Here is a 25,625-nt window from a genome sequence, read left to right on the forward strand (position 1 = left end):
GATTTTAAGATAATTAATTTTCATTAACAGCTCTCTTCTGAAATTGATAAAACTTTCAACTGCTTCTCATCAGTTAGTTTAAAAATAAATTTAAGAAAGCTAAGATTATAATAGATTCTGGCTATGAGTATATTCACCATCTGGTCTGACTATTTTCTTCAGACTGTCAGAAAACAGTACCAAGCCTCCAGCCGTCATAATGAGATCCTTCAAAACAAGCCTTCCAGCACCTGACAGATAAGGAAATCCATATTGAGGTGAAGGATAGTCTCCGCCAAGTTCAGGAACATATACTTCCGGAGTTGTAAGCAGAAAGGATAGGGTCACGAAAGACAGGGAAGTTTACCTAATTACCGACTTATTTAATCCATTTTTTAAACATCCTCCAATTTGTAAAACCTAAAACCCCAATAATCATGATAAATAAAATATTAGGATGAAAGTGATCAAAATACAAAATAGTTATCAAATAAATAATAGTTAAATATATTATGTGAAACCAAAGTTTATTGCCTATTTGCGATATAAATAAATATAACAATAGATAAACCCAAAAATAAAATATTATGGCAAAAAATATAAAATCATATAAAAACATCAATTCTATTAACCCAATTTTTGTTTCAAATGTAAATTCCTTATTTAGATTTATTAATCCATAAGGCTTCGCAACTTTTGAATAGTTGAAAATAGTACCTAACAAAATTTGTAAAATATTTTTTAAAATTATAGATATATATAATATTACTACAAGTTTAAATAAATTGTTTATTATTCTTTTAGTCATAGTATTTTTAATTACAACCTAGCGAACTTAACGGAGCATTTCCTTTAATGTAATTTTTTATTTTATTATAATTTGGTCTGTATATTTCAGGAGTAACTTTGTCTGCATATCCCCCATTATTAACAATAAATGTTGACAATTTAGCTTGCATACCTTTCCATAAATTATCAGCACCTAAAAATGCCAATGATTGTATTATGGAATTTAAAATTGTAGAATTATCTGAATAATTATAAGAAACCCGGTCAACTCCCCGGGTGTAAATATACATAGTATTATCATTAGGATCAGTATAATAACTAAATAACCTATTTCCTGCAACGGGATGTATACCATCATAAGACCAAGACTTAGGAGCTTTCACGGTTGTAAACATCCATGAATTCGTCCAGTATCCGGAACACACAACCGTTCCATCATCAGGTGTAATATCAATATGAATCAAAGCCCCTAATGGGTTGTTAGAAAACCATAGTGCTGTGTCATTTATTCCATAATAATTATCAACAGTTGGATTGAATTTTTCAGCAAAAAGATTTATATTTTTTCTAAAGAAATCGAAAAATTCAACAGGATTATATTTTACGTTTGTTCCCGGTTTATTTGGGAGACTTGTAATTTTGACAGGAAATAGATCCATATTTAATTTTACACCTAAACCATTGTCCAAATCCGTTAATGCCCAATTATCATAATAGTTAGTTTGATTTTTAATATTTTGCATTTTTGTTTTAACACTTTGAGGCACTTGATGAGTAGCTACATCTTTCCATTTAGGCAATTGACTACAAGGAATGTCTATTAATAAATTAGGATTTTGGGTTAAGGCATCATCTAATACTTTTAATCTTGAAAAAATTTGTTCTGGATTAATAGTATTTGGATTTTGTTGTAAGAAGTCTTGAGCAAATGTTAACATCGACTGAAATCGTTCCCAAGAAACGGTAGGGTTTTGAGCTAAGAATTGAATTCCCCATTTCACAAAATCAGCATTTTTCTGTGTAGGGGTATCAAAAAGATATTTCAACAGGTTGTTTATTTTAGAATCATTATATACTCCCTGTAGATAATTGGTTCCGGAAGTATACACTTGGGTATAATAATCATCAATCAATTCAAAAATACTATCGTTGTTCACAAATACGCCTATTTTCTCGTTCAGAATATTTACCTCATCACTGGTCAAAGGATCAGAAACCATGCTTGCCCAGTATGCAGTATGATTCAATAAATAAAGATGATTCGGCTCGGTAATGTATGATGTATACATAAAATTAGGGTTGGTTAAAACCTTATGTAATGGGCTGTAACCACCTCCGTTACTTATAGTAGGGGCTTCAGGCGGGCCTTCAAGATAATTGGGTGTTCTGCCACAAACCATTTTAGTGGAAATTTCATAATATCCGTCATTTACATCTGGCGCATTACAGGAAACACCGGGAGGATGATTACCCCCGTTACTACAATTATGAACAATAACTATTGTCTGGTTCCAGCAGTCAAATTTTGAAGAAACAGTGGAAGTGGACTTGGGAGAAACTGGATTTCCATGGAGGTATTCACTTTGGCTAAAAATTTTTAAATCTTCTCCCAAGATCTGAATAGTACCCGAAAAATCACTTAGAATAGGTATATTGCCCTTCGGTGTACTATTAGGAATGATCTTAAGAAAGCCATATTTCTCTATTCCATTTTCTATGGTGATAATATGTTTGAGTATAAAGGGACTTTGTTTAGAATAATCAGTTAAAGGAAGTGTAAAGGTAGTAACATCTTTGGCTGCATCATATACTTTTTCGTAGAACAGAATATCTGTTTCATTTTTTTTACTTCCTTCTGCCAAAGCATCTACAGATAATTTTACCCTTGAGTTTTTAAGTAGGGTTTTAAGGGTTTTGATACTTACAAAGGAAGAAGAAAACCTGTTGTGAATATTTTCCTGTTTGGCAACTTCTTCCGTTTTGTTATTTTCAACAAGTAGGTTTTCATCTCTACAGCCCAATAATAACAATAATGTTATAATAATCAGATAATTAAAATTTTTCATTTATTTGTGATTTTTTATATGATACAAGAATAGAGATATTACCCCAACTTACACCATAACTTTTTCGAAAAAAATATTACTTTTGTAATTATAATTATAATCTTTAGTTATGGATACCATGGAAGTTATCATCGAAAAAATAAAAGAATACCGTAAAAAGAAAGGCTTTTCACATGAAAATATGGCCGAAGAATTACACATAAGCCAAGCTGCGTACAGCAAAATAGAAAAGAATGAAACCAAACTTACTGTTGACAGATTATATCAGATCGCTGAAATCTTAAAAGTTCCTGTTTATGGATTACTGGATACAATTCCAAATAATATTTATAATCAGCAAAATTTTTATGATACTTCTGTTGGCCACCAAGAAATTCAAAATTTATATCAGGAAAATAAAGACAAAACAGGAAAGATAGAGTCTTTGTATGAAGAAAGACTCAAAGATAAAGATAAAATGATTGAGCAATTACAAAGTCTTATCAACTTAATAAAGAAATAAGAGCTGGAAAAATCCAGCTCTTATTTTCTTTTTTATTGATTTAATGTTACAATCCGATCACCGGCATTGATAACATTAAAATATTTTCGTTTTCTTCAAGACCGTCAAGAGGTTCGATAATTCCTGGTCTGTTTGGCTGTGACATTTTCATGGTGATATCGTCAGAGCCTAATATTGTTAACATTTCAGTTAAGAATTTCGAGCTAAAACCGATATTGATATCTTCACCGTTATAGTCACATGGGATCTGCATGTCTGCTTTGTTTGCATATTCTGTATCCTCTGCGTGAAGGTGAAGTATATTTCCTGAAAGCTTAAATCTTACCTGATTGGTTGATTTATTAGACATAATAGATGCTCTTTTAATGGCTCCCAACAACAGGTTCCTGTTGATCGTTAATACATTCGGGTTTTCTTTAGGGATTACCGCTGTATAGTTTGGATATTTTCCATCGATCAGTCTACAGATCCAGATGTGTTTATCAAAAGTAAATTTAGCCATATTCTCATTGAAGTCGATTTTCACGTCTTCATTGGAGCTTGCCAGAATATTTTTGAAAATATTCAGAGGTTTTTTAGGCATGATAAACTCCATTGGCTCAGCATTCATCAGATCTGTTCTTTTGTAAACTACCAATCTGTGAGAATCTGTAGAAACAAAATTGGTTTCATTTTCTCCAAACTGGAAGAGAACTCCTGTCATTACCGGACGAAGAGAGTCATTACTTGTAGCAAATAATGTATTGGTTAAAGCTTCAGACAGAACTCCAGCTGACATTGTTACACTCTGAGAAGCGTCAAATTCCGGCAGCTCAGGGTAATCGTCTGCATTGTCTAATGCTACTGCAAAATTGTCTTTTTCATCTAAAATCTCAAGCTGGCTTCCAGTTCCTTCCGCATTGTCCTTTACAACAAATGTCAAAGGCTGTTCACCATAAGTCTTGATAAAATCCTGAAAAATTTTAGCAGGAACAGCAAATTTACCTGAGTCATCAGACTTCACCTCCAAAGAAGTTACAAGAGTCGTCTCACCGTCAGATGCTGTAATGGTCACATTATTTCCGTCTAATTCAAAAAGATAGTTTTCTAAAATCGGTCTCGATTGAGAGCTTGATATTACGCCACTTACAGTTTGCAAAGCCTTCTGCAGTTCACCACTTGAAATAATAAATTTCATAGATTTATAAAATAAGTTTCTACAAATATAATAAATACATATAACAAAGAAAAAAATAATAGGGAGGAGTTTTTAACAAACATCATCAATCTGTTTGCAGAGTGGATATTATGTACAGATTCTATAGTTTTTATTCTTCCTGAGAAAAATATGGACGCTGGAATCACTCAACCTTCTTTTTTATCCTGTATTCCAAATATAGCATATTAAAAATTATAATCAAAATACAAAACCTATCTTTGCTGTTAAAGTAGAAAAAGTCATGCAAAAACCACCTATCCATAAAAGTTTTCTCAATGCTTTCCGTGGTATTGCCATGATGATAAAGACAGAAAGGAATTTTCAGATTGAGCTGGTGGCTTTCTTCGTCAATCTGTTTTTAATTTTTTATTTACAGGTCAGCAGTATGGATGCCGTTCTTATTCTTATGGTCTCATTTGCCGTTTTAAGTGCTGAAATTTTCAACACAGCCATTGAGAAGATATGTGATGTCATTCAACCCGATTTTGACAAAAGAATAGGTTTTATTAAAGATATTGCTGCCGGAGCAGTAGTGCTGATGGCATTAACTTCTGTTATTGCTGGAATCCTTATTTACAGGAAATATATTTTTTAGTTATGTAGTATACGGCTACGGCTTTATTTTTCTTAATTTTTTATAAAATTTAAAGAATGGTTTAAATAATTTAATAATTTTCATTAAGTTCGCCAAAAAATTGTTTATGAAAAAGGTTTTAGCAGGAATCTTATTTACAGGCGTTCTTTCATCATGCAATATGGGTGATAGTGAATTGCCTGCTTATGAGAATAATGAGAACAACAATACAATGGTTGTAGGAGTATGGAAGATACAAACTCAATATCAAATTTCAGGTGCTGACAAGACAACTGTTATTAAAGAAACTCTTCCTGATGATTGTAAAAAGCAAGGAACGTATGAGTTCAGAAATGACGGAAAATATTATATGATTGATTATAACACAATTAATGGCAATTGTGTAAAAGCTGAAACTACATCATCATATCAGTATGACCCTGTTCAAATGAAACTAACCATTAATAACAGCAGTTCAGAAGTACTGGATCTATCTGCCAATAAACTTACCATACTGGCAGCGGACACTCAGGACTTCAATGGTGATGGTATTAATGATTATATAAAAACAGTTTTTTATAAGTAAATCTTTGTAATAATATATAGAGCCTGCTGTCTAAAGTGACTGGCAGGCTTTTTTTATTAAATATCAAGTTCTATTTCACAGCAATTAATATATTCACTTCTTCATCTGAAGGATTTTGTGTTTTTTTCCCATAGAGTTCAAAATCAGCTGTAAATGCTCTGTCCAGATCCATATTCCATATTTTAAACCATTCATTAATGACTAAATCTTCTGCAAGATTTCCTTTTGCTGTAAACTTAATGTAATTCCCCCCGTCAAAAGATTTGCCTACCATTCCTTCGGGGATATCGTCCAGATTTTCAACCCTGCATCCTAATACTGTTGTATAGGGCTTTGTATGGTCTTTTTCATAGTCGGTATAAATAGAGTATACTGTATCATCTATTTTTTTTGGAATATTATTAAGAACATTATCGTTTATCAGTTTTTCCCATAACAGAGGGATATCCTTTGCCGCCTGGTTATTTTCATTGGTAGTTCTTACTGAGATTCCGATGATGTTAAAAGGCTCTACTTTGATGTTGTCCATTGTTTATTTTCTTTTAGGTAATAAAGATAATAACAGATTGTGACATGTGTATGTCAGTAGCTTTTTGATATTGATTTTAAAACAGCTTTTTAAAAGTTGTGGCTAAAGCCAATGGGTGGAATTTAAACTAAAGGCGGACTAAAGCCCGCCACTATTGATGTTTGATATGTTTTATTGAAGAAAAGAATTTGTATTTCTAAAAAATCATTTTCCTACGTAAATAAATCCTTTATTGCCAGATTTAAAAACAGTTTCAATTCTTTTGTAGTCATCCACCTCATATTCATCTGCCTGAAGGATTTCCTCTTCTGTTACTTCAAAAAGCACCCCTTCCACTTTATGATTATCATTTCCTGAAAATGTAAGCACAGGATGATACTTCTGTCCGCTTTTACGAAGCACTTCGGGATCGGTTATTTCAATCATATTCAATTGATACCCGGAAAGAATATCTTTTGTTCCCTTTAGAATACGTCCAAAGGTTTCAAGCTGTACCTGCTCTTTCTGCAGGGTTCCGTAGGAGAATAATTTAGGCATTATAAATATTTTTCAATGATTGGGATTGCGACTTCAGCCATCATTCCATAGCCTTTTTCATTCGGATGAACTCCGTCTGCGGAAAGTAAAAATTCTTTATCTTCTACAAAAGCACTATAGAAATCTATATATGTCAAAGACTCACCAGCGGCAATATCTTTAAGAATCTGGTTATAAAGGATGACATCTTCGTTGGTTCTCAGCTTGCCAGAACTTACCACTACTCCATCCACTTTCCGTGCAAAAGGAAGAATGCTAACCAGGTAAATATCGTTGGAAAATTGCTTCGCGAATTGAACGGCTGTTTTAATATTATTTCTAAACTGTTCGGGATTTACGATTTGTACTCCTTCTTTGATGGCAAGGTCATTCGCTCCATAACTGATAAAAACAAGGTTTCCATCTGGTGAATTTCTCGCACTTAATTCATGAGGCATTCTTTTAAGCAATCCTTCTGTAGTTTCTCCTCCAATTCCTAGGTTATAAAGAATCAACTCATCACCGTTTCCTTCATGAAATTTCTGCAAAGCGTATCTTTTCAGGATATCCACCCAGCCTCCAAAAACTCCGTCATATTCTCCATAAGTAATACTGTCGCCAAAGAACAGTCCGTAAATCATTTTCTTCATGTAATCAACTCTTATTTTATTCCGGTAAAAATATTAAGAATAAAGGAATTTCTGATACAACTTAACTTATTTTAAAATCTTCACTTTCCTTAAATGGTTAGTTCCCGCACTTATGATCTATCAATGCAGTTTCAGCGTAATATTAATATGTGACTGAATAATTTCAATCAGGATATCGAACAGCGTCTGCCCTTTCCCCTCCATCAAATTATCCAGTTTCTGCTGAATCAGTTCTATGTTGAAAGGTTTTCCCTGTCTGAGTTTATTTTCGTAAAATTCACGAGTTTCATTAAAGCCCAGATTTTCTTTTGATTTCTGTGACTCTTTCCAGATGATTTCAATTTCCTCATTATTTTCAAAGACTCCAAAACCTCCGTAGAGTATATCATCAAAACCGTCTAAAGTTCCTACTTTCCAATCTGTATCTTTCATCAGGACATTGGAAATTTCTTCATAGAAACCCGCCAGAGATGAAAAATGACCGCCATGGATGACGATCATTTTTCTTGTATTGTTATTTGAAGTATTCAACACCGTTTTTGAATATATTGTGATAATTCGCAGTAGGTATGTTTTTCATAAGACCATCCGTAAATCTTTCCGGGTGTCCCATTCTTCCGTAGATCTTGCCACATGAACTTGTGACCCCTTCGATTCCGAATAATGAGTTATTGGGGTTAAAAGGCATTCCGTGGGCGATGTTTCCATCAAAATCGATGTATTGGGTTGCAATCTGCCCGTTTTCATACAACTTTTTAATTTCTTCTTCTGAAGCCATAAAACGTCCTTCACCGTGAGAAATCGGAATTGTGAATGTCTGGTCTTTCATTCCTTTTAACCAAGGGCTTTCGTCATTCACCACTTTTACCGTCACCATCTGGGAAATATGTCTTCTGATGGCGTTGTGGGCCAAAGTTGGAGAGTTTTCATCCAGATCTTTGATTCTTCCGTATGGCAATAATCCTGATTTAACCAATGCCTGGAAACCGTTGCAGATTCCGATGATCATTCCATCTCTGTCTAATAATTCGTGAACGGCATTTCTCATTTTCTCATTTTTCAGAACGTTGACAATGAATTTTGCAGAACCATCAGGCTCATCACCTGCAGAGAAACCTCCTGAGAAAGCTAATATCTGAGATGTTCTAATCTCTTTCACCCAGGCATCAATGCTTTCTTCAAGCAATTGGTGGCTGATATTAATTAAAGGTAAACTGCTTACTACAGCACCTTCTTTTTGGAATGCATTCAAAGTATCATACTCACAGTTGGTTCCCGGGAATACAGGAGCAAAAACTTTAGGTTGCGCAATTCCATGTTTTTTAATGATGATATTTCTTGGGTTGATGGAGTTGTGTTTAGCATCAATTTCAACCGTAATCTTTTCTTTTTCTACTGTTGGGAAAAGTTTTTCGAATGTATTTGTATAAGCAGATACTAGATCCAAGATACTAGATTCAAGACTGTTGATTTTCAAAATTCCTGAATCCTTTACTTCTCCGATCAACTGAAGAGCTGTTGAGCTTAATTCTTCTTTTGATTCAATGACTAAGCTACCGATATTTTTAGCCAATAAAGTGTTTTCATCAGCATTGATCTCGGCACCCAGTCTGTTTCCGAAGCTCATTTTCGCTAATGCTACAGCAACTCCACCATCTTTCACTGTTTTTACAGAAATGATTTTTCCGGATTTGATGTTTTCGAAGATGAATTCATAAACATCTTTTAAAGCATCATAGTTAGGGAGACCGTTTTCCTGAGCAACGTGGTTAAAGAAATAAATTTTGTTCCCAGCTGCTTTAAATTCCGGAGAAATGATATTTTGCTTTTCTCCATTAGCACAGGCAAAAGAGATCAATGTCGGCGGAACATTCAGATCCTGGTACGTTCCACTCATTGAATCTTTTCCTCCTATAGCAGCCAGACCAAGGTTGATCTGAGCGTCATAAGCTCCTAAAAGAGAAGCTAAAGGTTTCCCCCACTTTTCAGGAGACTGACCCAGTTTTTCAAAATATTCCTGGAAGCTCAGTCTGATATTTTTGTAATCGCCACCCATCGCAACAATCTTCGCCACGCTTTCTACGACAGCATACGATGCTCCTAATAATGAGTTTTGTTTTGAAATTTCAGCATCGAATCCCCAGCTTGCCAGAGAAACGGTTTTGATATCTTTTGCGCCTAAAACAGGTAGTGTCTGAACACTTCCTTCCATCAAAGTCTGCTGATATTTTCCTCCTAATGGCATCGCTACAGTAGTTGCACCGATGGAAGAGTCGAACATTTCCAGTAATCCTTTTTGGGAAGCTACGTTTTTATCTTTTAAGATGTTCAGGAAGTTTTCTTCCGTGAATACTTTTGTTTCTTCTTTTACTTCTTCAAGATGGGTGATCTTCACTTCCTGAGATTTTGAACATCCGTTCGTATCAAGGAACTCTCTTGAAAGGTCTACAATTTTGTCTCCTTTCCAGAACATCTGCATTCTTCCTGAATCTGTCACTTTTGCTACTTCTACGGCAACAATATTTTCAGCTTCGCAGAATTTGATGAACTGTTCTTTATCTTTCGGATCTACCACAACAGCCATTCTTTCCTGAGATTCAGAAATAGCCAGCTCCGTTCCATTTAATCCTTCATATTTTAATGGCAATACATCAAGGTTTACTTCCAAAGAGTCTGCAATTTCTCCAATAGCTACAGAAACACCTCCGGCACCGAAATCGTTTGATTTCTTGATGAGTCTTGTTAATTCAGCGTTTCTGAATAATCTTTGGATTTTACGTTCTTCTACAGCATTTCCTTTCTGAACTTCAGAACTCATGGTGTGAATAGAAGTTTCGTCCTGCTCTTTTGAGCTTCCGCTTGCTCCTCCTACTCCGTCACGACCTGTTGCACCTCCTAAAATAATGATTGAATCGCCATTTGCAGGTTTTTCACGTCTTACCCATTCTACAGGTACGGCTCCGGTAACGAAACCTACTTCCATTCTCTTGGCTTTGTAGCCATCGTCATAGATTTCAGAAACCATCGTAGTCGCCAAGCCGATCTGGTTACCATAAGATGAATATCCGTTGGCAGCCTGTTTAGTAATAGTTTTCTGAGGCAATTTTCCTGGTAATGTTTTGTCAACTGATTCTAAAACATCTGCAGCACCCGTTAATCTCATTGCCTGGAATACGAAAGATCTTCCAGATAAAGGGTCTCTGATTGCTCCTCCTAAACAAGTAGAAGCTCCACCGAAAGGTTCAATTTCTGTTGGGTGGTTGTGTGTTTCGTTTTTGAATAGTAAATACCAGGGTTCTTTTTTACCGTCGTATTCTGCTTCAATCTGGATGGTACATGCATTAATCTCATCAGAAATCACCAGGTTATCCAGGTTTCCTGTTTTATGGAAATATTTACCGCATACTGTTGCCAGATCCATTAAGGAAATCGGCTTCAGCTCGCGGCCTAAGAATTTTCTTTTCTCGATATAGTCATTGAAAATGGTTTCCAATGTATGTTTGAATGCTCCTTCAAACTGAATGTTTGATAATTCTGTTTCGAAAGTTGTATGACGACAGTGATCGCTCCAGTAGGTATCTAATACTTTCAGTTCAGTTTCTGTAGGGTTTCTCTCCTCAGTTTTGAAGTACTCCTGAATGAATTTCAGGTCATCTAATCCTAATGCAAAACCATGATTATTATAGAATTTTTCAAGTTCAGCGTCATTGAAATTGATGAAATTTTCGTGAATTAACACCTTGGATGGTGTTTCATCAGCTGGAATATCTAAGATAGACAGGTCCTTTTCCTGAGATTCCACTTTATTGATCAAAAGGTCTTTGATTTTCACCAAATCAGCTTCTGAAACTCCTTCAAATTCGATCAGTTTTCCACTTCTTACTTTTGACTTTTCATTTTCTGTCAGCAAAGCAATACACTGTTGTGCAGAGTCTGCTCTCTGGTCATACTGGCCAGGTAAAAACTCCATTCCGAAATGGATTGTTTTTGCCGGGTTTTCTGTGTGTAAAATATCAGTAACCGGGTCTACAAAAGTGTTGTTTACCACTTTTCCGAATTCTCCGTCATTCAGGTTGAAAATATCATATACATTGTATACTTTCACACTCTGAACAGCCGGAACAACTGCTTTTACTTCATCAAAAATTTTTGGACTTTCAACATCGAAAATACCTCTCTTTTCTACGAAAATTCTTTTGTTATTAGACATTAGATGTCAGATTTTAATATTAGATTTATTTTTTATTTTCAAATTTATTTCTTGCTATCTCTATTGAACGATGCAATTTTTCAAGCAAAACTTTTTCTGAGGGCAGGATAAGCAAATATTCTGCAATTTTTATGTTATCCCCTTCCAGATTCATTAATTCTATATGTTCAGAATTTTTTCCGGAGCAAAGAATTAAACCAATCGGTGAATTTTCACCTTCTACTTTTTCATATTTATTAAGATAAGAGAGATAAAGTTCCATCTGGCCTTTATGGCTTGCTTCAAACTCTCCCAGTTTCAGTTCAATCACTACTAAGGATTTTAGTTTTCGATGATAGAAAAGCAAATCCAAGTAATAATCTCTACTATCTATAGTGATTCTTTTTTGTCTTGAAAGAAATGCAAAATCACTTCCTAATTCAGAAATAAATTTTTGAAGTTCCACAATAATTGCTTCTTCTAAATCTTTTTCAGAAAAAGTATCTTTCAGTTCTAAAAAATCAAGAAAATAGGGGTCTTTAAAAACCAAATCTGGATTTAAAATATTATTTTCAGACCAATTCTTAAGTTCTCTATCAATAATTTCTTCAGGCTTTTTACTTATTGCTGTACGCTCAAAAAGCAGAGAATTAATTTTTTCTCTTAAAATTCTGACACTCCAGTTTTCAATTTTACAAACTTCCAGATAAAAGTTTCTTTTGGTATCTTCTGAAATTGGAATCAGAATTAAGAAATGAGTCCATGATAATTGTCGCATCGCTGATGCGACAATTTCAAAATCATTAAAAACAGAAGCAAACTGCATCATTTTTCTGATATTTTTTTCAGAAAATGAACTTCCAAATTCTACAGTAAGCTGGTCAGAAATCTGTAAAATGGTCTCTTTGCCGTATTCTGCTCTTTTATTTTCTAAAACATCTTCATTGATTCTTTGTCCGATTTTCCAGTACAAAACCACCATAGCCGAGTTTACCTGAGCCGCGACCTGACTTCTTGTCTTGTCTACCAGCTCTTTGAGATCGGTAATTAACTGATGGTTATGATTCTGTAACATTATCAAAAAATTAGATGCCAGATTATATTATTAGATTTATTTTTACTTTTTTAGGTTGAATACTTTATTTTAAAGCATAAAAACTAAATTATTATCTTCTGTTCCGTCAATATTGGACGCATTTTTAGGAGTCGTCATCCAACTCTCTTTATTGAGTACAAATTTAAAAGAATATATCTTACCTTTTTCAAATTTGGTAAGCGGAACTTCTAATTCAAACAGATTTTCACCTTTTTTCTTCATCTGATATTCTTTGTTTCCGGGATTCCAGTCATTGAAACTACCTGCTACGGAAACAGAGTGGATGAGTTTTGAATCCATTTTCTCAGGATGGGCGTAAGAAAAAACAGCATTATTTCCTCTAACGGAATATCCGTATACCTGTTTTTTATCTGAAGTATTGGTAAGATCTTCAATCAAATTTGTCGCTGTACTATGGAGTATACCAAGTGTTTCCGGATTGCTGATGTTTATAATCATACAAATTCCGGCATTCAATTCAGGGTATATCATAAACATGGTTTGTGTACCATACGCCCCACCATGTTTGAATCCTGATTTTCCTTTTTCAGTTACATAATAATCATCCCAAAAATACCCATGCCATTTTTCTTTGCTTCCTTCTATATTTTTTTGAGATTCCTGTGCTATTTTATTTTGTGGGTTAAGTTCTTCCTTCATGAACTTCATCAAATCGCCCAAACTGGATTTTGTTTTTGCTCCAGTAGAGCTCCAGAGATTTGAATTGAAATGAGGCATTAAACGATGATTACCACAGCAATATCCATTTGCCAGTGATTCATTTTTATCTAATGTAAATTTAGTATGTTTCATTCCCAATCCTGAAAAAATATTCTCGTCAAAAATTGTTTCGATACTTTTTCCATATACGTTCTCTAAAATCACTCCTGTTAATTCAAGGCTTAAGTTACTATATTTATATTTTGTACCGGGAATTGTATCTAGTTTAACGTTTTTTAGGTCTTTAAAAAACTGTTCTTTAGAATAGTCGGCTGCCAGCTTATTGATTAAAAAAGGAGTCTCGTCAGTTAAGTTTTGATATAATTTCTCATCATCAGGCAGAGTTCGAGGTAATGCTGTTGTATAAGATATAACATTCTTTATTTTAATGGGTGTACCATTATATTCCAGATTCGGGTAATCATTTTTAAGATATTTACGGATATCATCTTCCAGGCTGATCTTGCCGTCCAAAACAGCTTTAGCCAGGAGCTGGCCTGTAAAAAGCTTGGTCACAGAAGCTATTTCAAAATAGGTATCGTCATTTGCTTTATTCCTTTTCCCTTTATCTACTTCACCAAAATGTTTAGTATAGGTTTTGCCATCTTTCAAAATTCCTATAGAAACTGAATACGCCCCAGATTTTTGGGCAAGCTGCTGAGCGTTTGCATCCATTATTGAATAAATTGCTTTATCATTTTGAGCATAGTTTTTTATGAATGTTAATAAAGCAAGTGCAAATACCAATATACTTTTTTTCATTAAGTTTAATTCTGTTCGTTCATGAATTTGTTCGGGTTATCTGTATGTTCTTTCTGAAAGTCTTTGGCATTTTTTATTTCATCTTTCAGCCATTCTGCAAAAGGAATTTTTTCCTCATTATAACTATTTAATGCATAGAATGTGCTGCCATCTTCTGAAACCATAAATTTAAATCGATACAGCATATCCAATTCATTTTTTTCATGATTATAGGTATTTACCTGATAATAAGGAAAGTTTTCTTTGGGTCTTTCTACGATTTCAAAAAAGAGTTTCTTTTCTTTATCAGACAATTTGTTGTAGACATTCACATGATACAGGTCTGAAAGCTTTTTATTTTGTTTTTCAAAGAACTTAAGAATATTTTTTTCTTTTTCGTTGTATTGAAAGGGATTTGGATAATATTTCCCATCAATTTCTACATCTTTCTCAGAGTGTTTTGCCAGTGGCTGAACGATTTTTCCTTGGGTATTCATTATTCCCCAATTTCCACCTACAACAGCTTTATGTTCATCATCTGTCTTTTCCCAATCGCAGCCATCGCAGAATGCAGCATATCCATAGTTGAAGGGGACCGCAAAATCATGTTCAGGCTGAATGACTGTTTTTCCATTTCGGTCTGCAAAGCCTATTTTACCGTTTTTAACCAATCTTCTGAATCCTTCAGAAAAATAATCCGCTCCGTTATCATACATAAATGGCTGATACAAATAGTTTCCTTTTCTGTCATAAATATATCCCCATGCATATTTCTCATGCTCCTCTCCTGCTTTAGTTCCATCAAAATGAATGGTCTCTCCGTCTACTGGATCTCCGTCTTTAAGGTATGAAAAGACTTTGAACTGTGCAGGAACAATGATTTTTCCGTCTTTATTTTTTACTCCAACCAGAGAATCTTTGGATTTAAAATAATATAAAGTTTCTTTTACCTGAGCAAAAGAAATGACTGGTGTCAACAGAATGGCTACTAGCAGTTTTTTCATATTCATTGGGTTGGAAATAAAATATGCAGCCGAAAAGACTGCATATCATTTTATACTTTAAGATCAGCTTCTAATCCTATTAAGTCTTTGTTTTGGTCTATAATCGGCTGTACTTCATTTTGGATGAATTCCTCCGTCTGAATCGGCGCGAAACCAATAAAGTTTTTAGGATCTAAAACTTCTTTCAGTTTTGATTTGTCCAGCTTTAAAGAATCATCATTTAAGATTCTTTCGATAAGATCGTTTTCTTTTCCTTCTTCTTTCACTTTCTTGGAAGCTTCCATAGAGTGAACTCTGATCACTTCGTGAATTTCCTGGCGGTCACCACCAGCTTTTACTTCTTCCATGATAATGTATTCTGTTGCCATGAAAGGAAGTTCTTCCATTATATGTTTGTTGATTCTGTTCGGATATACTACAATTCCGTTCATAATATTATTCCAGATCAATAGAATAGCATCAACAGCTAAAAATGCCTGAGGAATTGTCAATCTCTTGTTAGCAGAGTCATCTAATGTTCTTTCAAACCATTGTGTAGAAGCTACCATTGCAGAGCTTGTAGTCAGAGACATTACATATTTTGCCAATGCCCCGATTCTTTCGCTTCTCATGGGGTTACGTTTGTAAGCCATTGCGGATGAACCGATCTGGTTTTTCTCGAATGGTTCTTCAATTTCCTTAAGGTTTTGAAGTAAACGTAAGTCGTTTGTAAATTTATGTGCAGATTGAGCAATGTTACCTAGCAAAGCAACTACTTTAGCATCAATTTTTCTATCGTAAGTCTGTCCGGAAACTCCGAAAACTTTTTCGAAGCCGAATCTTTTTGAAAGTTCTTTATCTAAGTGTTTTACTTTTGTATAATCACCATTGAAAAGTTCAAGGAAACTTGCAGCCGTTCCTGTAGTTCCTTTTACACCTCTGAAACGAAGGGTCTCAAGGAAGAAGTCTAATTCTTCAATATCAAGAACCAAACTCTGTAACCAAAGGGTAGCTCTTTTCCCCACTGTCGTTAACTGAGCAGGCTGAAAATGAGTAAATCCTAAAGTGGGAAGATCTTTATACTGAATAGCAAAGTCTGCTAGGTTTTTCATCACATTGACCAACTTTTTCTTTAAGATCAAAAGTCCGTCACGGATCTGAATTAAGTCTGTATTATCTCCTACAAAAGCTGAAGTTGCTCCCAAATGGATAATTCCTTTTGCTGAAGGTGCCACATCACCATATGTGTGAACATGAGCCATTACATCATGACGGAATTTCTTTTCGTATTCTGCTGCTTTATCATAATCAATGTTTTCAGCATTCGCTTTCAGTTCTGCAATCTGCTCGTCTGAAATGTCAAGACCAAGGTCTTTTTCGATCTCAGCTAAAGCAATCCAAAGCTTTCTCCAGGTATGGAATTTGTTATTGTGTGAGAAATTAAACAACATTTCTTCACTGGAATAGCGTTCTTCCAATGGATTTTTGTAGGAATTCATTCGTTCTTTTACTTTTTAGATGTACAAAAATACGGTTTTTCATTGAGAGTTGAAAATCCTGTTTTTATGATTTTTATTTATTTTTTTTGCCGGATATGTGGCAGTCAAAGAGATTTGTTCCGGCAGATGCATCCTATTTTAAAACTATACTTTTGCCTTGAAGCAAAAGTATACAAAAGTTCAAGACGGGAATCATACGCTAAAAATTGAAATTTAATCCTAAAATTTCCAAACTCGCATGGATCAGACAGTACTGCTTCGATTTAATTTACAAACCCATGCTCAGACAGTGGAAATTTTTTAACGGTTTAAATTTAAATTTTATTAACGCTCCTGATTCCTAAGTCGAATATGATGAAGCAACAAACAACTTTTTCTGTTTTAAATTTATGTTCTGTATGTGGTATTCAAAGAGATTTGTTCCGGCAGATGCATCCTATTTTAAAACTATACTTTTGCCTTGAAGCAAAAGTATACAAAAGTTCAAGACGGGAATCATACACTAAAAATTGAAATTTAATCCTAAAATTTCCAAACTCGCATGGATCAGACAGTACTACTTCGATTCAATTTACCAGCCCATGCTCAGACAATGGAATTTTTTTAACGGTTTAAATTTTATTAACGCTCCTGATTCCTAAGTCGGATATGAACAAACAACTTTTTCTGTTTAAAATTTATGTTCTGTATGTGGCAGTCAAAGAGATTTGTTCCGGCAGATGCATCCTATTTTATACTATACTTTTGCCTTGAAGCAAAAGTATACAAAAGTTCAAGACGGGAATCATACACTAAAAATTGAAATTTAATCCTAAAATTTCCAAACTCGCATGGATCAGATGGTGCTGCTTCGATTCAATTTACCAGCCCATGCTCAGACAATGGAATTTTTTTAACGGTTTAAATTTTAAATTTTATTAACGCTCCTGATTCCTAAGTCGGATATGATGAAGCAACAAACAACTTTTTCTGTTTTAAATTTATGTTCTGTATGTGGCAGTCAAAGAGATTTGTTCCGGCAGATGCATCCTATTTTATACTATACTTTTGCCTTGAAGCAAAAGTATACAAAAGTTCAAGACGGGAATCATACACTAAAAATTGAAATTTAATCCTAAAGTTTCCAAACTCGCATGGATCAGATGGTGCTGCTTCGATTCAATTTACCAGCCCATGCTCAGACAATGGAATTTTTTTAACGGTTTAAATTTTAAATTTTATTAACGCTCCTGATTCCTAAGTCGAATATGATGAAGCAACAAACAACTTTTTCTGTTTTAAATTTATGTTCTGTATGTGGTATTCAAAGAGATTTGTTCCGGCAGATGCATCCTATTTTAAAACTATACTTTTGCATTTAAGCAAAAGTATACAAAAGTTCAAGACGGGAATCATACACTAAAAATTGAAATCTAATCCTAAAATTTCCAAACTCGCATGGATCAGACAGTACTACTTCGATTCAATATATCAGCCCATGCTCAGACAATGGAAATTTTTTAACGGTTTAAATTTAAATTTTATTAACGCTCCTGATTCCTAAGTCGGATATGATGAAGCAACAAACAACTTTTCTTTTTTGAATTTAGTTGAGAGCACTCTTTACAGCATCAATATAATAGGATAAATTATTGGTCTTAGTAATAATATCAGGAGTAATTCCTTTGCCAATCTCACGGTATTCCTCTCCTTTTCTGTTAATTAAAATACCTGTAGTAAGTTTCAATATCGCTCCGTCTAACAATCTAAATTCAGAATTATCAGAAGTTAGCCCTTGCGTGTTAGCCCCTATTATTCTAACATTTTTCTGTCCTGCTAAAGCCGCTGTCACAAACTCTCCGGAACTTGCCGTTTTCTTACTTACCAGTACAAAAACCGGAATATCTTTATTTTTAAGCTTGATTTTTTCTACATTAATTGTGGCAATTATGGTATTATCAAACAGTATATTTTTATCTTTATATTTGTAATACCCCACTTTACCTTCATTGTCTTTGGATCCTACCACATTCTGCTGATCAAGGAAAGGCTCAATGGCTCTGAACATTGGAGAAAACATACCACCATCATTTTCACGGAGATCAATAATCCAGGCTTGAAGTTGATGGGTGTCCAAAAGTTTTATTTTCTCATAAAAATCACGCACATAGAGATTCCAGTCATCATTATTCAGATTCCCAATGGCCGGTATGGTGATATACCCAAGGTCTCCATTAATCAGACTGTCTTTGGGAAACGGGAATTCAAGACCGGATTCTTTATACGTTTTCATATAAGACTGAACCATTTCAGGAGGATAAAACCCTGAATGATGATCTTCTAAACTTTTAATACTGTTAACAATCACCGGATAGGCTTCTTTATTTGTTTTTTTCCCTTTTATTGCATTCATTGCCTCGACAGTAACGGCATCCCAGTTAATCTTTCCTTTGTTGACTGAATGGTGCTTCATAAGCAATATCGCATCTGCAACATACTTTTTTGGATTATCCTGAGCGTTAATATGCTGATTACAAAACAAAAAGCAGATTATTATAGTATATAAAAGTTTCATATTTCAATGCTAGGTTTTAATGTAACGGTTAAAATGCAAATCTATCTATTTATTTGTATAATTAATAATTTGAATTGCAGGAATGTATAACTTTATCTTATCTGGAAAAATTGTAAACTTACCTGTTTTTAAAGTCATTAGCTGTTTCAAGAGTACCTCAAAGTTCAGCGTTGTATTTCTTAAATGATCTTTATAATGGTAAATATACTTATGTTCTCAAAATAATATATAGCTTTTCGTGTACAAAATAGAGTTGCCTATCAAGGTGATCTTTATGAAGTCTTCATTTTTATCTACTCAAAGTTACAAACTTTGCGCAGCAGAGTAAATAATTATTGTTGGCAATCTTCTAAATCATTCCTAAAACCTAACATTTGCTTTATTTCTTTCGTTTCCCCTCCCATACAAACAAAATAAACTTTTCCTTTGTTATCAAACCTAATTCCCAAATGAGCAGGAGAATCATATATAATATTCTTATCAAAGGGTAACATATGAAATGTTTTATCAGGTGTTATATTTTTAAAATATTTAAGCAAAACTGCTTTGTTATCTGTATTATCTGTAGTTATTACCACTTTATATCCCTTGTATTGAACAACTGTTTCTTTATCTGAAACATTTCCATTACATTCAAAACAACTATATGAAAGGCTAAGAATTTTATTTTGTAAATTTTCTTGTTCGGAAAATAAGCCCATCAGTAAATATATATTTGCTGGGTTAAACATTTTGTTCTTAGATGAATTATAATTTATGTATGTATCTACAACATTATTTAAATTGATTTTTTGAGCGGAACAATTGCAAAGCATCAATGTCACGAACAACAATGACAATATTTTATTCAAAATCTGTTTTTTGACTATCATAATTCACATATTTTTTGTGCTTTTTCTTTTCATTCTTTTAAGCAAACTAAATTGCAATCTATTATGTAATATAAAAGCCACTCAAACGAATGGCTTTGGTATTTTAATGACTACTTATTATTATTTTTTTTGTCACATCATCTAATGTGTATGATATCCCATTGTTACCATATCTCCAAAATTCTAACCTATAATCTGTATACAAAGTATCCTTTTTATTTATTATAAATGCATACTCATAATAGCTATCATCTGGATTAACATTATTATTTACAGTTTCTATTTCTTCTTTTATCAGTAAAAGTTTCTTCGAGATTTCTTTAGAATTAATTGAAACTGTATATATATTAGGATTCTTATTAAAAAAAGACTTTAAATTAGAACCAAAAATTTCTCCATCATCATTTTTGGTATTATCATGTTTGTATATAAGAACTTCCTTAGAGGTACAAGATAAAACTATCATTGTAACTAATAATAAAAATATTCTGTTCATTATGGTTTTGTTTTCTTAGTTGATGTTACACTTTCTACGGTATAAGGTATTATACCATAATTTGTTCTTTTATCTTCACCTAATTTAACATTCATTTGATTTGCAACACCTGTAGTATATGCTTCCTCCTTATTTTTAAATGATAAATCTCTTCCATCCGGAGTAATCATTGATTTATCTCCTTTGGTTGATACATCTTTTTTTCTATTAGAATATTCACTGTCGTTAAATTTATTGTATCCATGAATTAACTCATGTCCTAATCGAGAGGTAGGGTCTACGGATATCCTACTGGATAAAAATATTGTCGCTAAAATTTTAGATATACAAAAACTAAAAGAGAACGATAGACAACACGTCTTCGCTCTCCTTGATGCTTTTCTTAAGCAAACTAAATTGCAAAGCATTTTATAAAACAACAAAGCCAACTCAAATTGAGTTGGCTTTAGTTTAGTTATGAGCAGTTTCTAAATTATATATATCTCCGCCTTCTTTTGTACATTGTATAAATATTTGTCTTGGAATACTATCTTTCAAACTTATTTTGGTAGTTTGATTACAACTCTCATTGTTGTATTTAAAAATCAACTCTTTATTCTCAATATTGCTAGGTACTGCATCTGCAGAACCTAAATTATAAAAGCCTAAAAGCTTATTATGTGCAGTATAAATATACACTTGTCCACTTCCTCTCTTCGAGTCATCATAAACACCTGTATAATGAACAGAGTTTAAAATTTTTAGAGTATCTTTTTTAGAGGTGATGATATTCCCCAAATATGTGACTACTTGTTCATCAATTTCTTTTCCTTTTTTTGTAAATCCAAAATCTTGATTAAGAGTATTTTGTTCTAAAACTAATATTCTACAACGTTCATAATAGTCCAACTTGGTTTCAATAACTTTATTTTTACTATTCTGCTGTAAATCTGACTTATTACAACTCGTAAATAAAATTACAATTAAACTCAAAAAAAATCTTGTCATATTTTAATAATCTGAGGGTTTAGGTTTTTTAGATTCTTGTTGCATTTGTAAGACACTTTTTTGATAACCTGCTGTTCCACCACCATTATATGCTTCTACAGCTTTTGCCCATCCTTGAAATTTATAGGTAGCTTTTCCTGTTTTTGAATCAACTGAAACTCCTCCTTTAAATCCTTTTGTAGCTAATACTCTGGTTCCCGCATACAAAGAGTTTGTTTCGCTTGTTTTTTCACCTTTAGTTAATTGGTAACGGCTTTTCATCTTAGACCAATCTCCAGGAACATTAGCCTGCATAATATCTGTAATACCTGTTGTACCCGCATTCGATTCTTGAACTGTAACAGCTTTAACTAAAGTAGGGTCTAAGTCAGGAATTCCCTTTGTAGCTTCAGTCGGAATAGAATTCCCTCCTTCAGTTACTAAATTTAATTGTCCAGAATTTTTAGCCTGATTAAAATAGCCTGTTCTTGCTGCAATTTGATAGTCGTTTTCCTGATAAGCTGCGCCAGATACATCTTCATTAGACTGTGGTCTATGTTGAATTATATTAGGCATAGGAACTGACTTCCAGCCTGCAGTGCTTTGGGCAGGGTTATTACTTGCATTTGTAGATTCTTGTATATATGTTTTAAATTGAGTGTCACTTTTAATACGATGAACTTCTACACCTCTATTATTAATAAATACAATATCATTTGGCGCCATTCCATCAGGATCAATAAATCGAATAGGATTATTAAGACTATAACTATATGGTGACCAACCCGGAAACTCAGCTCCCTTTGGATCTACAACACCCCATCTTCCCAAATCCGGCATATACATTCTCGCCCCATAATCATACATACCCGTCTCCTGCAACTCCTTGCCGTTGTACTTATAATTCATATAACCTCCTAGCAAGCCTTTAATTCCTCCAATATGATTCATTCCAAATGCATAATAATTATTGGTATCTGTTATTTCAAGAGCGCCTGCGCTGTCTTTGGCAAAGCTTACTCTTGCATTTCCAAGGTGGCCTTTGTATTGATAAATATAGCGGTGAGAGCTTTACTCCATAGCGAAACAAAACAAGGAACATCAACTCAAAGTCATAGACTTTGCATAGCTGAGACTCAATAAAGATTATTTAGGATGAAAAAGATGAACAACTTCTGCCGTTTCCTTCTCAGGCAAAACAGGTGGATCAAATATTACATCTCTGACAATTTTCTTTTTAATTGTATCAAAAAGCATTTCACCTTTTATATATTGGTTTTTACTATCATGAATAAATGTATATACAGCGTATGGTTCGCCTGTTTTACTATAAAAAACCCATGGTCCTCTTCTAAGATATAACGCTTTATTTTTAAAAAAATCACCTTCCCCTTCATTAGAAATTTTACCACTTTTATAATATACTTTAGTTGTATAATGATTGGGGGCTTTGTGTAAATAAGAATAAGAATTTACTTTTTGATTAGGATAATATTGATAAATTTCAACTACAATCCCATTGCTATATAAGTATTTACTATCTAATTTTCCAGAATTATTATATATTTCTGAACTAACTAATCTTCCTTTTTTATAGTTCGCCTTTGTGGTAGTTCCATTTTCTTTAATTAATTCTGTATAATTCTCTTTTTTGCAAGACTGTAAAAAGAGAATGAAGAATGTTAAGCTTAAATATTTCATGTTATTTTCGGGATTTTGCAGCACTATCAACCTTTGCTCTTACATACGGATTTGAAATTTCATCATAATTATTTCCTGTATGCCAGTTTTGATATATATTTCCGACTTTTGGTACTTTAAACTGCATTGTTGAATCTTTTCCGTTATCAAAACTAACTTTAGCACTAATAATTGTATCTCTATTAACAAGTTTTTCCTTTCCTCCCAAAAATGTATATGCCAAATCAACTAATGACATTAAATCAACCATAAAACTGATCTTGTCTGAGCCATCATTTCCTCTACTCAAGCTATTAACCATTCCCCCATAAAACCATCCAAACTTACGATTTTATCAATATCACCTCTAAAAAATGGGTTTTCATAATTTAATGGTGCCGCTCCTCCTAAATTTGTATAAAAGTAGCCTCCTTCATTCCCTAAGTGAGATAGATATCTGGTAAGATCAAAAGCACCTTGCCCTTTTATATACATTCCTCCTGGTGTTGTTGTCGCTCCATAGGAGGTATTACCGCCTGCATCTGTATAGGTTCCGTCTGCATTTAATGTATACTTTACATTACCTGTTGTCTGATCCGTAACCTCACCTGTCTCTGCAACACCATATACATTTGCATATCCTGCATCTATTGCTTCTTGGGCTGTATTAATATTAGCATTATAAGTCAGCCTATGCTGATAACCTTCAAACACTTGGTGTATCCAACCTAATCCCTCTCTTCCATCAGGATCAATAAAACTCAACGGATTATTAAATGCGTAATTATATGGGCTATATCTTGTCATCTTCTCCGCCAGAGGGTCAACCACTCCCCATCTACCTAAATCCGGCATATACATTCTTGCCCCATAATCATACATCCCACTTTCTTGCAATTCCTTACCATTGTACTTGTAATTATAAGTAACCTCTCAATTTGCGAGGTTATTTTATTATCTGGCACACGATAAAATCGCGCGGAAGTGGGGTTACTTCAATTGTTGAGCTAAAGATTTACTTTCATAATATATTGTTTTAATTATATTATTGGACTCATCAATGTATAACCAAGATTTCATTGTATCATCACTATATAAAGTATTATTTCCCCATACAAAAGCATGAGTATAATAGCCATCAAGCATATCATCTCCATTTACAGACATTAAAGTATGTGAATTAAAAGAATATGGTGAATTAATTAACTTTTCTTTTATTAAAGTTAATTCAGTAATATATTTGTTAGCATTTTGAACATTTAACTTCTTTATATCTGACGCTTTTTTACCAAAAAAACTTTCTTTAGGATTTCCAAATATTTCACCACCATCTACTGAAGAATTATGAATATAAACATTCAATAAATTTTTAGTGGGATGACAAGACATAGATGCTACTAATATTAAAAATAATAAGTACTTTTTCATAATATTGAATTATTTAGGGTCTGTTGTTTCTGGACTTTTAGTTTCATAATAATTTTTCCCATAGTTAGTCCTCTTGTCTTCTCCTAAATTATCATTAACCTGATTTGCTAATCCTGTAGTATGCTTTTCTTCTAAATTTGAAAAGGATAAGTTTGCACCATTAGGTGTTATTAGCCCCTCATTAGCTGTTGTTTTATCCGCTTTTCGACTATTATAATTAATATTATCTTGAGTATCATTATAGCCATGGATTAATTCATGAGATAATAAAGAAGTCGGAGAATTTTGTCCTTGATTAGTGCCTGAATTTGGCTGGGTAACATCTTTCCTAAATGTTATACCATCTTTATCACGCCAATTTACAGTTTTTGTACTAGGATCATAATTATTTCCATTTTTTTGATAATCAGATGCTTCCGGCTTTTGTTGTGCGATACTAATTGTATTTTTCTTATCAGAAATTAAAGTTTGCAACATATCAACTTTTTTTCCATTTATATCAACTTTCATTGCTCCGCTTGAATATAATTTATCAATAGCCTTATAAGCGTTTCTTTCAAAATCATTTCCTATTTTACTATAATCTCTGTTTTTTTGATAGGAATATACATGTTCGCCAATTCTAATATCTCTCCCATCCGGATCAATGAAAAGAATTGGATTATTAACAGCATAATTATACGGACTGTGTCTCCTATATTTCTCCGTCAACGGGTCAACAACACCCCATCTTCCCAAATCCGGCATATACATTCTTGCGCCATAATCATACATTCCCGTTTCCTGCAGCTCCTTGCCGTTGTACTTATACTGATAAGCATTTTGTTTTGTAGTTGTATAGTCATGCAGCATCCCAAAAGGATAATAGCTGTTGACTTCTACAATCTCTCCCGGTTTCCAGTCATCTATACAAAACCAGCCTGTACAGTTTGATGCATTATATCTTCTGGGTTGGATTATCCTGTCTCCATTGTTAATGGTATAACTTAATCTTAAATTTACAAGATGCCCC

At 33.5% G+C, this 25,625-nt stretch carries 24 protein-coding genes and 3 pseudogenes; 3 read left to right on the plus strand and 24 right to left on the minus strand.

Going from position 1 to position 25,625, the window contains the following annotated elements; genetic code table 11:
- Positions 1-105: 105 nt before the first annotated feature.
- A pseudogene (locus tag LF887_RS14470) lies at positions 106-336 on the minus strand (DUF417 family protein); the annotation flags it as partial.
- Between the two features lie 458 nt (positions 337-794).
- Positions 795-2,834 (minus strand): hypothetical protein, encoded by a 2,040-nt coding sequence (locus LF887_RS14475; protein ID WP_236854953.1) that lies wholly within the window; start codon positions 2,832-2,834, stop codon positions 795-797.
- A 109-nt stretch (positions 2,835-2,943) separates the two neighbouring features.
- Here LF887_RS14475 and LF887_RS14480 point away from each other — a divergent pair, with 109 nt between their 5' ends.
- Positions 2,944-3,336 carry a helix-turn-helix domain-containing protein gene (locus LF887_RS14480; protein ID WP_236854954.1) on the plus strand — a complete coding sequence of 131 codons (393 nt, stop codon included), beginning with the start codon at positions 2,944-2,946 and terminating at the stop codon, positions 3,334-3,336.
- 46 nt (positions 3,337-3,382) lie between these two features.
- On the opposite strand, the gene dnaN is transcribed toward LF887_RS14480, so the two are convergent.
- Positions 3,383-4,513 carry a DNA polymerase III subunit beta gene (gene dnaN, locus LF887_RS14485; RefSeq protein ID WP_236854955.1) on the minus strand — a complete coding sequence of 377 codons (1,131 nt, stop codon included), beginning with the start codon at positions 4,511-4,513 and terminating at the stop codon, positions 3,383-3,385.
- Between the two features lie 262 nt (positions 4,514-4,775).
- On the opposite strand from dnaN, the gene LF887_RS14490 reads away from it, so the two are divergent.
- Positions 4,776-5,129, plus strand: coding sequence for a diacylglycerol kinase family protein (locus tag LF887_RS14490; RefSeq protein ID WP_236854956.1), 354 nt, complete (start codon positions 4,776-4,778; stop codon positions 5,127-5,129).
- Positions 5,130-5,235: 106 nt separating this feature from the next.
- On the plus strand, positions 5,236-5,694 hold the full coding sequence (locus LF887_RS14495; protein WP_236854957.1) for a lipocalin family protein: 459 nt from the start codon (positions 5,236-5,238) through the stop codon (positions 5,692-5,694).
- Positions 5,695-5,764: 70 nt separating this feature from the next.
- Here the strand turns inward: LF887_RS14495 and LF887_RS14500 are convergent, their stop codons facing one another.
- From LF887_RS14500 to LF887_RS24440, 21 genes and pseudogenes are all read right to left on the minus strand, one after another.
- Positions 5,765-6,223, minus strand: a complete 459-nt coding sequence (locus LF887_RS14500; protein ID WP_236854958.1) for a GyrI-like domain-containing protein — start codon at positions 6,221-6,223, stop codon at positions 5,765-5,767.
- A 204-nt stretch (positions 6,224-6,427) separates the two neighbouring features.
- Positions 6,428-6,760 carry a gamma-glutamylcyclotransferase family protein gene (locus tag LF887_RS14505; RefSeq protein ID WP_236854959.1) on the minus strand — a complete coding sequence of 111 codons (333 nt, stop codon included), beginning with the start codon at positions 6,758-6,760 and terminating at the stop codon, positions 6,428-6,430.
- A complete protein-coding gene (locus tag LF887_RS14510) occupies positions 6,760-7,389 on the minus strand; it encodes an SGNH/GDSL hydrolase family protein (protein ID WP_236854960.1) in 630 nt (209 codons plus the stop codon). Before LF887_RS14510 ends, LF887_RS14505 begins: the two co-directional genes overlap by 1 nt.
- Positions 7,390-7,509: 120 nt before the next feature.
- Positions 7,510-7,923 carry a ribonuclease inhibitor gene (locus LF887_RS14515; RefSeq protein WP_236854961.1) on the minus strand — a complete coding sequence of 138 codons (414 nt, stop codon included), beginning with the start codon at positions 7,921-7,923 and terminating at the stop codon, positions 7,510-7,512.
- Positions 7,904-11,599 carry a phosphoribosylformylglycinamidine synthase gene (locus tag LF887_RS14520; RefSeq protein WP_236854962.1) on the minus strand — a complete coding sequence of 1,232 codons (3,696 nt, stop codon included), beginning with the start codon at positions 11,597-11,599 and terminating at the stop codon, positions 7,904-7,906. Before LF887_RS14520 ends, LF887_RS14515 begins: the two co-directional genes overlap by 20 nt.
- Positions 11,600-11,624: 25 nt before the next feature.
- On the minus strand, positions 11,625-12,653 hold the full coding sequence (locus LF887_RS14525) for a YhcG family protein (RefSeq protein ID WP_236854963.1): 1,029 nt from the start codon (positions 12,651-12,653) through the stop codon (positions 11,625-11,627).
- 69 nt (positions 12,654-12,722) lie between these two features.
- Positions 12,723-14,156 carry a serine hydrolase gene (locus LF887_RS14530; RefSeq protein WP_236854964.1) on the minus strand — a complete coding sequence of 478 codons (1,434 nt, stop codon included), beginning with the start codon at positions 14,154-14,156 and terminating at the stop codon, positions 12,723-12,725.
- 5 nt (positions 14,157-14,161) lie between these two features.
- Positions 14,162-15,139: a WG repeat-containing protein gene (locus LF887_RS14535; protein ID WP_236854965.1), complete on the minus strand. Its 978-nt coding sequence runs from the start codon at positions 15,137-15,139 to the stop codon at positions 14,162-14,164.
- A gap of 50 nt (positions 15,140-15,189) precedes the next feature.
- Positions 15,190-16,617 (minus strand): adenylosuccinate lyase, encoded by a 1,428-nt coding sequence (gene purB, locus LF887_RS14540; RefSeq protein ID WP_236854966.1) that lies wholly within the window; start codon positions 16,615-16,617, stop codon positions 15,190-15,192.
- 1,585 nt (positions 16,618-18,202) lie between these two features.
- Positions 18,203-19,171 carry a S41 family peptidase gene (locus tag LF887_RS14545; protein ID WP_236854967.1) on the minus strand — a complete coding sequence of 323 codons (969 nt, stop codon included), beginning with the start codon at positions 19,169-19,171 and terminating at the stop codon, positions 18,203-18,205.
- 332 nt (positions 19,172-19,503) lie between these two features.
- Positions 19,504-20,043, minus strand: coding sequence for a hypothetical protein (locus tag LF887_RS14550; RefSeq protein WP_236854968.1), 540 nt, complete (start codon positions 20,041-20,043; stop codon positions 19,504-19,506).
- A 103-nt stretch (positions 20,044-20,146) separates the two neighbouring features.
- Entirely contained in the window at positions 20,147-20,539 is a 393-nt protein-coding gene (locus LF887_RS14555) for a hypothetical protein (RefSeq protein WP_236854969.1), read from the minus strand.
- Positions 20,539-20,709, minus strand: coding sequence for a hypothetical protein (locus tag LF887_RS14560; protein ID WP_236854970.1), 171 nt, complete (start codon positions 20,707-20,709; stop codon positions 20,539-20,541). The genes LF887_RS14555 and LF887_RS14560 overlap by 1 nt, the downstream gene beginning before the upstream one ends.
- A 280-nt stretch (positions 20,710-20,989) precedes the next feature.
- Positions 20,990-21,526 carry a hypothetical protein gene (locus tag LF887_RS14565; RefSeq protein WP_236854971.1) on the minus strand — a complete coding sequence of 179 codons (537 nt, stop codon included), beginning with the start codon at positions 21,524-21,526 and terminating at the stop codon, positions 20,990-20,992.
- Between the two features lie 3 nt (positions 21,527-21,529).
- Positions 21,530-22,561 carry an RHS repeat-associated core domain-containing protein gene (locus LF887_RS14570; protein WP_317207811.1) on the minus strand — a complete coding sequence of 344 codons (1,032 nt, stop codon included), beginning with the start codon at positions 22,559-22,561 and terminating at the stop codon, positions 21,530-21,532.
- A 90-nt stretch (positions 22,562-22,651) separates the two neighbouring features.
- Positions 22,652-23,206 (minus strand): hypothetical protein, encoded by a 555-nt coding sequence (locus LF887_RS14575; RefSeq protein ID WP_236854973.1) that lies wholly within the window; start codon positions 23,204-23,206, stop codon positions 22,652-22,654.
- Between the two features lies 1 nt (position 23,207).
- A complete protein-coding gene (locus LF887_RS14580) occupies positions 23,208-23,456 on the minus strand; it encodes a hypothetical protein (RefSeq protein WP_236854974.1) in 249 nt (82 codons plus the stop codon).
- Between the two features lie 466 nt (positions 23,457-23,922).
- Positions 23,923-24,109, minus strand: a pseudogene (locus LF887_RS24430) (RHS repeat-associated core domain-containing protein); the annotation flags it as partial.
- A gap of 66 nt (positions 24,110-24,175) precedes the next feature.
- The gene (locus tag LF887_RS14590) at positions 24,176-24,613 is read right to left on the minus strand and encodes a hypothetical protein (RefSeq protein ID WP_236854976.1); all 438 of its coding nucleotides are present in this window, start codon (positions 24,611-24,613) and stop codon (positions 24,176-24,178) included.
- 9 nt (positions 24,614-24,622) lie between these two features.
- Positions 24,623-25,270, minus strand: coding sequence for a M91 family zinc metallopeptidase (locus tag LF887_RS24435; RefSeq protein ID WP_410681161.1), 648 nt, complete (start codon positions 25,268-25,270; stop codon positions 24,623-24,625).
- A pseudogene (locus tag LF887_RS24440) lies at positions 25,247-25,501 on the minus strand (RHS repeat-associated core domain-containing protein); the annotation flags it as partial. The pseudogene LF887_RS24440 and the gene LF887_RS24435, both read right to left, overlap by 24 nt.
- Between the last annotated feature and the right edge of the window lie 124 nt (positions 25,502-25,625).

Source organism: Chryseobacterium sp. MEBOG06, assembly GCF_021869765.1.
Classification (GTDB): Bacteria; Bacteroidota; Bacteroidia; order Flavobacteriales; family Weeksellaceae; genus Chryseobacterium.

Bases quoted from the DNA above. Each gene is read 5' to 3' on its own strand.
- LF887_RS14475 (WP_236854953.1), bottom strand. From the start codon at position 2,834: ATGAAAAATTTTAATTATCTGATTATTATAACATTATTGTTATTATTG.
- LF887_RS14480 (WP_236854954.1), top strand. From the start codon at position 2,944: ATGGATACCATGGAAGTTATCATCGAAAAAATAAAAGAATACCGTAAA.
- dnaN (WP_236854955.1), bottom strand. From the start codon at position 4,513: ATGAAATTTATTATTTCAAGTGGTGAACTGCAGAAGGCTTTGCAAACT.
- LF887_RS14490 (WP_236854956.1), top strand. From the start codon at position 4,776: ATGCAAAAACCACCTATCCATAAAAGTTTTCTCAATGCTTTCCGTGGT.
- LF887_RS14495 (WP_236854957.1), top strand. From the start codon at position 5,236: ATGAAAAAGGTTTTAGCAGGAATCTTATTTACAGGCGTTCTTTCATCA.
- LF887_RS14500 (WP_236854958.1), bottom strand. From the start codon at position 6,223: ATGGACAACATCAAAGTAGAGCCTTTTAACATCATCGGAATCTCAGTA.
- LF887_RS14505 (WP_236854959.1), bottom strand. From the start codon at position 6,760: ATGCCTAAATTATTCTCCTACGGAACCCTGCAGAAAGAGCAGGTACAG.
- LF887_RS14510 (WP_236854960.1), bottom strand. From the start codon at position 7,389: ATGAAGAAAATGATTTACGGACTGTTCTTTGGCGACAGTATTACTTAT.
- LF887_RS14520 (WP_236854962.1), bottom strand. From the start codon at position 11,599: ATGTCTAATAACAAAAGAATTTTCGTAGAAAAGAGAGGTATTTTCGAT.
- LF887_RS14525 (WP_236854963.1), bottom strand. From the start codon at position 12,653: ATGTTACAGAATCATAACCATCAGTTAATTACCGATCTCAAAGAGCTG.
- LF887_RS14530 (WP_236854964.1), bottom strand. From the start codon at position 14,156: ATGAAAAAAAGTATATTGGTATTTGCACTTGCTTTATTAACATTCATA.
- LF887_RS14535 (WP_236854965.1), bottom strand. From the start codon at position 15,139: ATGAAAAAACTGCTAGTAGCCATTCTGTTGACACCAGTCATTTCTTTT.
- purB (WP_236854966.1), bottom strand. From the start codon at position 16,617: ATGAATTCCTACAAAAATCCATTGGAAGAACGCTATTCCAGTGAAGAA.
- LF887_RS14545 (WP_236854967.1), bottom strand. From the start codon at position 19,171: ATGAAACTTTTATATACTATAATAATCTGCTTTTTGTTTTGTAATCAG.
- LF887_RS14550 (WP_236854968.1), bottom strand. From the start codon at position 20,043: ATGATAGTCAAAAAACAGATTTTGAATAAAATATTGTCATTGTTGTTC.
- LF887_RS14555 (WP_236854969.1), bottom strand. From the start codon at position 20,539: ATGAACAGAATATTTTTATTATTAGTTACAATGATAGTTTTATCTTGT.
- LF887_RS14560 (WP_236854970.1), bottom strand. From the start codon at position 20,709: ATGATTACTCCGGATGGAAGAGATTTATCATTTAAAAATAAGGAGGAA.
- LF887_RS14565 (WP_236854971.1), bottom strand. From the start codon at position 21,526: ATGACAAGATTTTTTTTGAGTTTAATTGTAATTTTATTTACGAGTTGT.
- LF887_RS14575 (WP_236854973.1), bottom strand. From the start codon at position 23,206: ATGAAATATTTAAGCTTAACATTCTTCATTCTCTTTTTACAGTCTTGC.
- LF887_RS14580 (WP_236854974.1), bottom strand. From the start codon at position 23,456: ATGGTTGATTTAATGTCATTAGTTGATTTGGCATATACATTTTTGGGA.
- LF887_RS14590 (WP_236854976.1), bottom strand. From the start codon at position 24,613: ATGAAAAAGTACTTATTATTTTTAATATTAGTAGCATCTATGTCTTGT.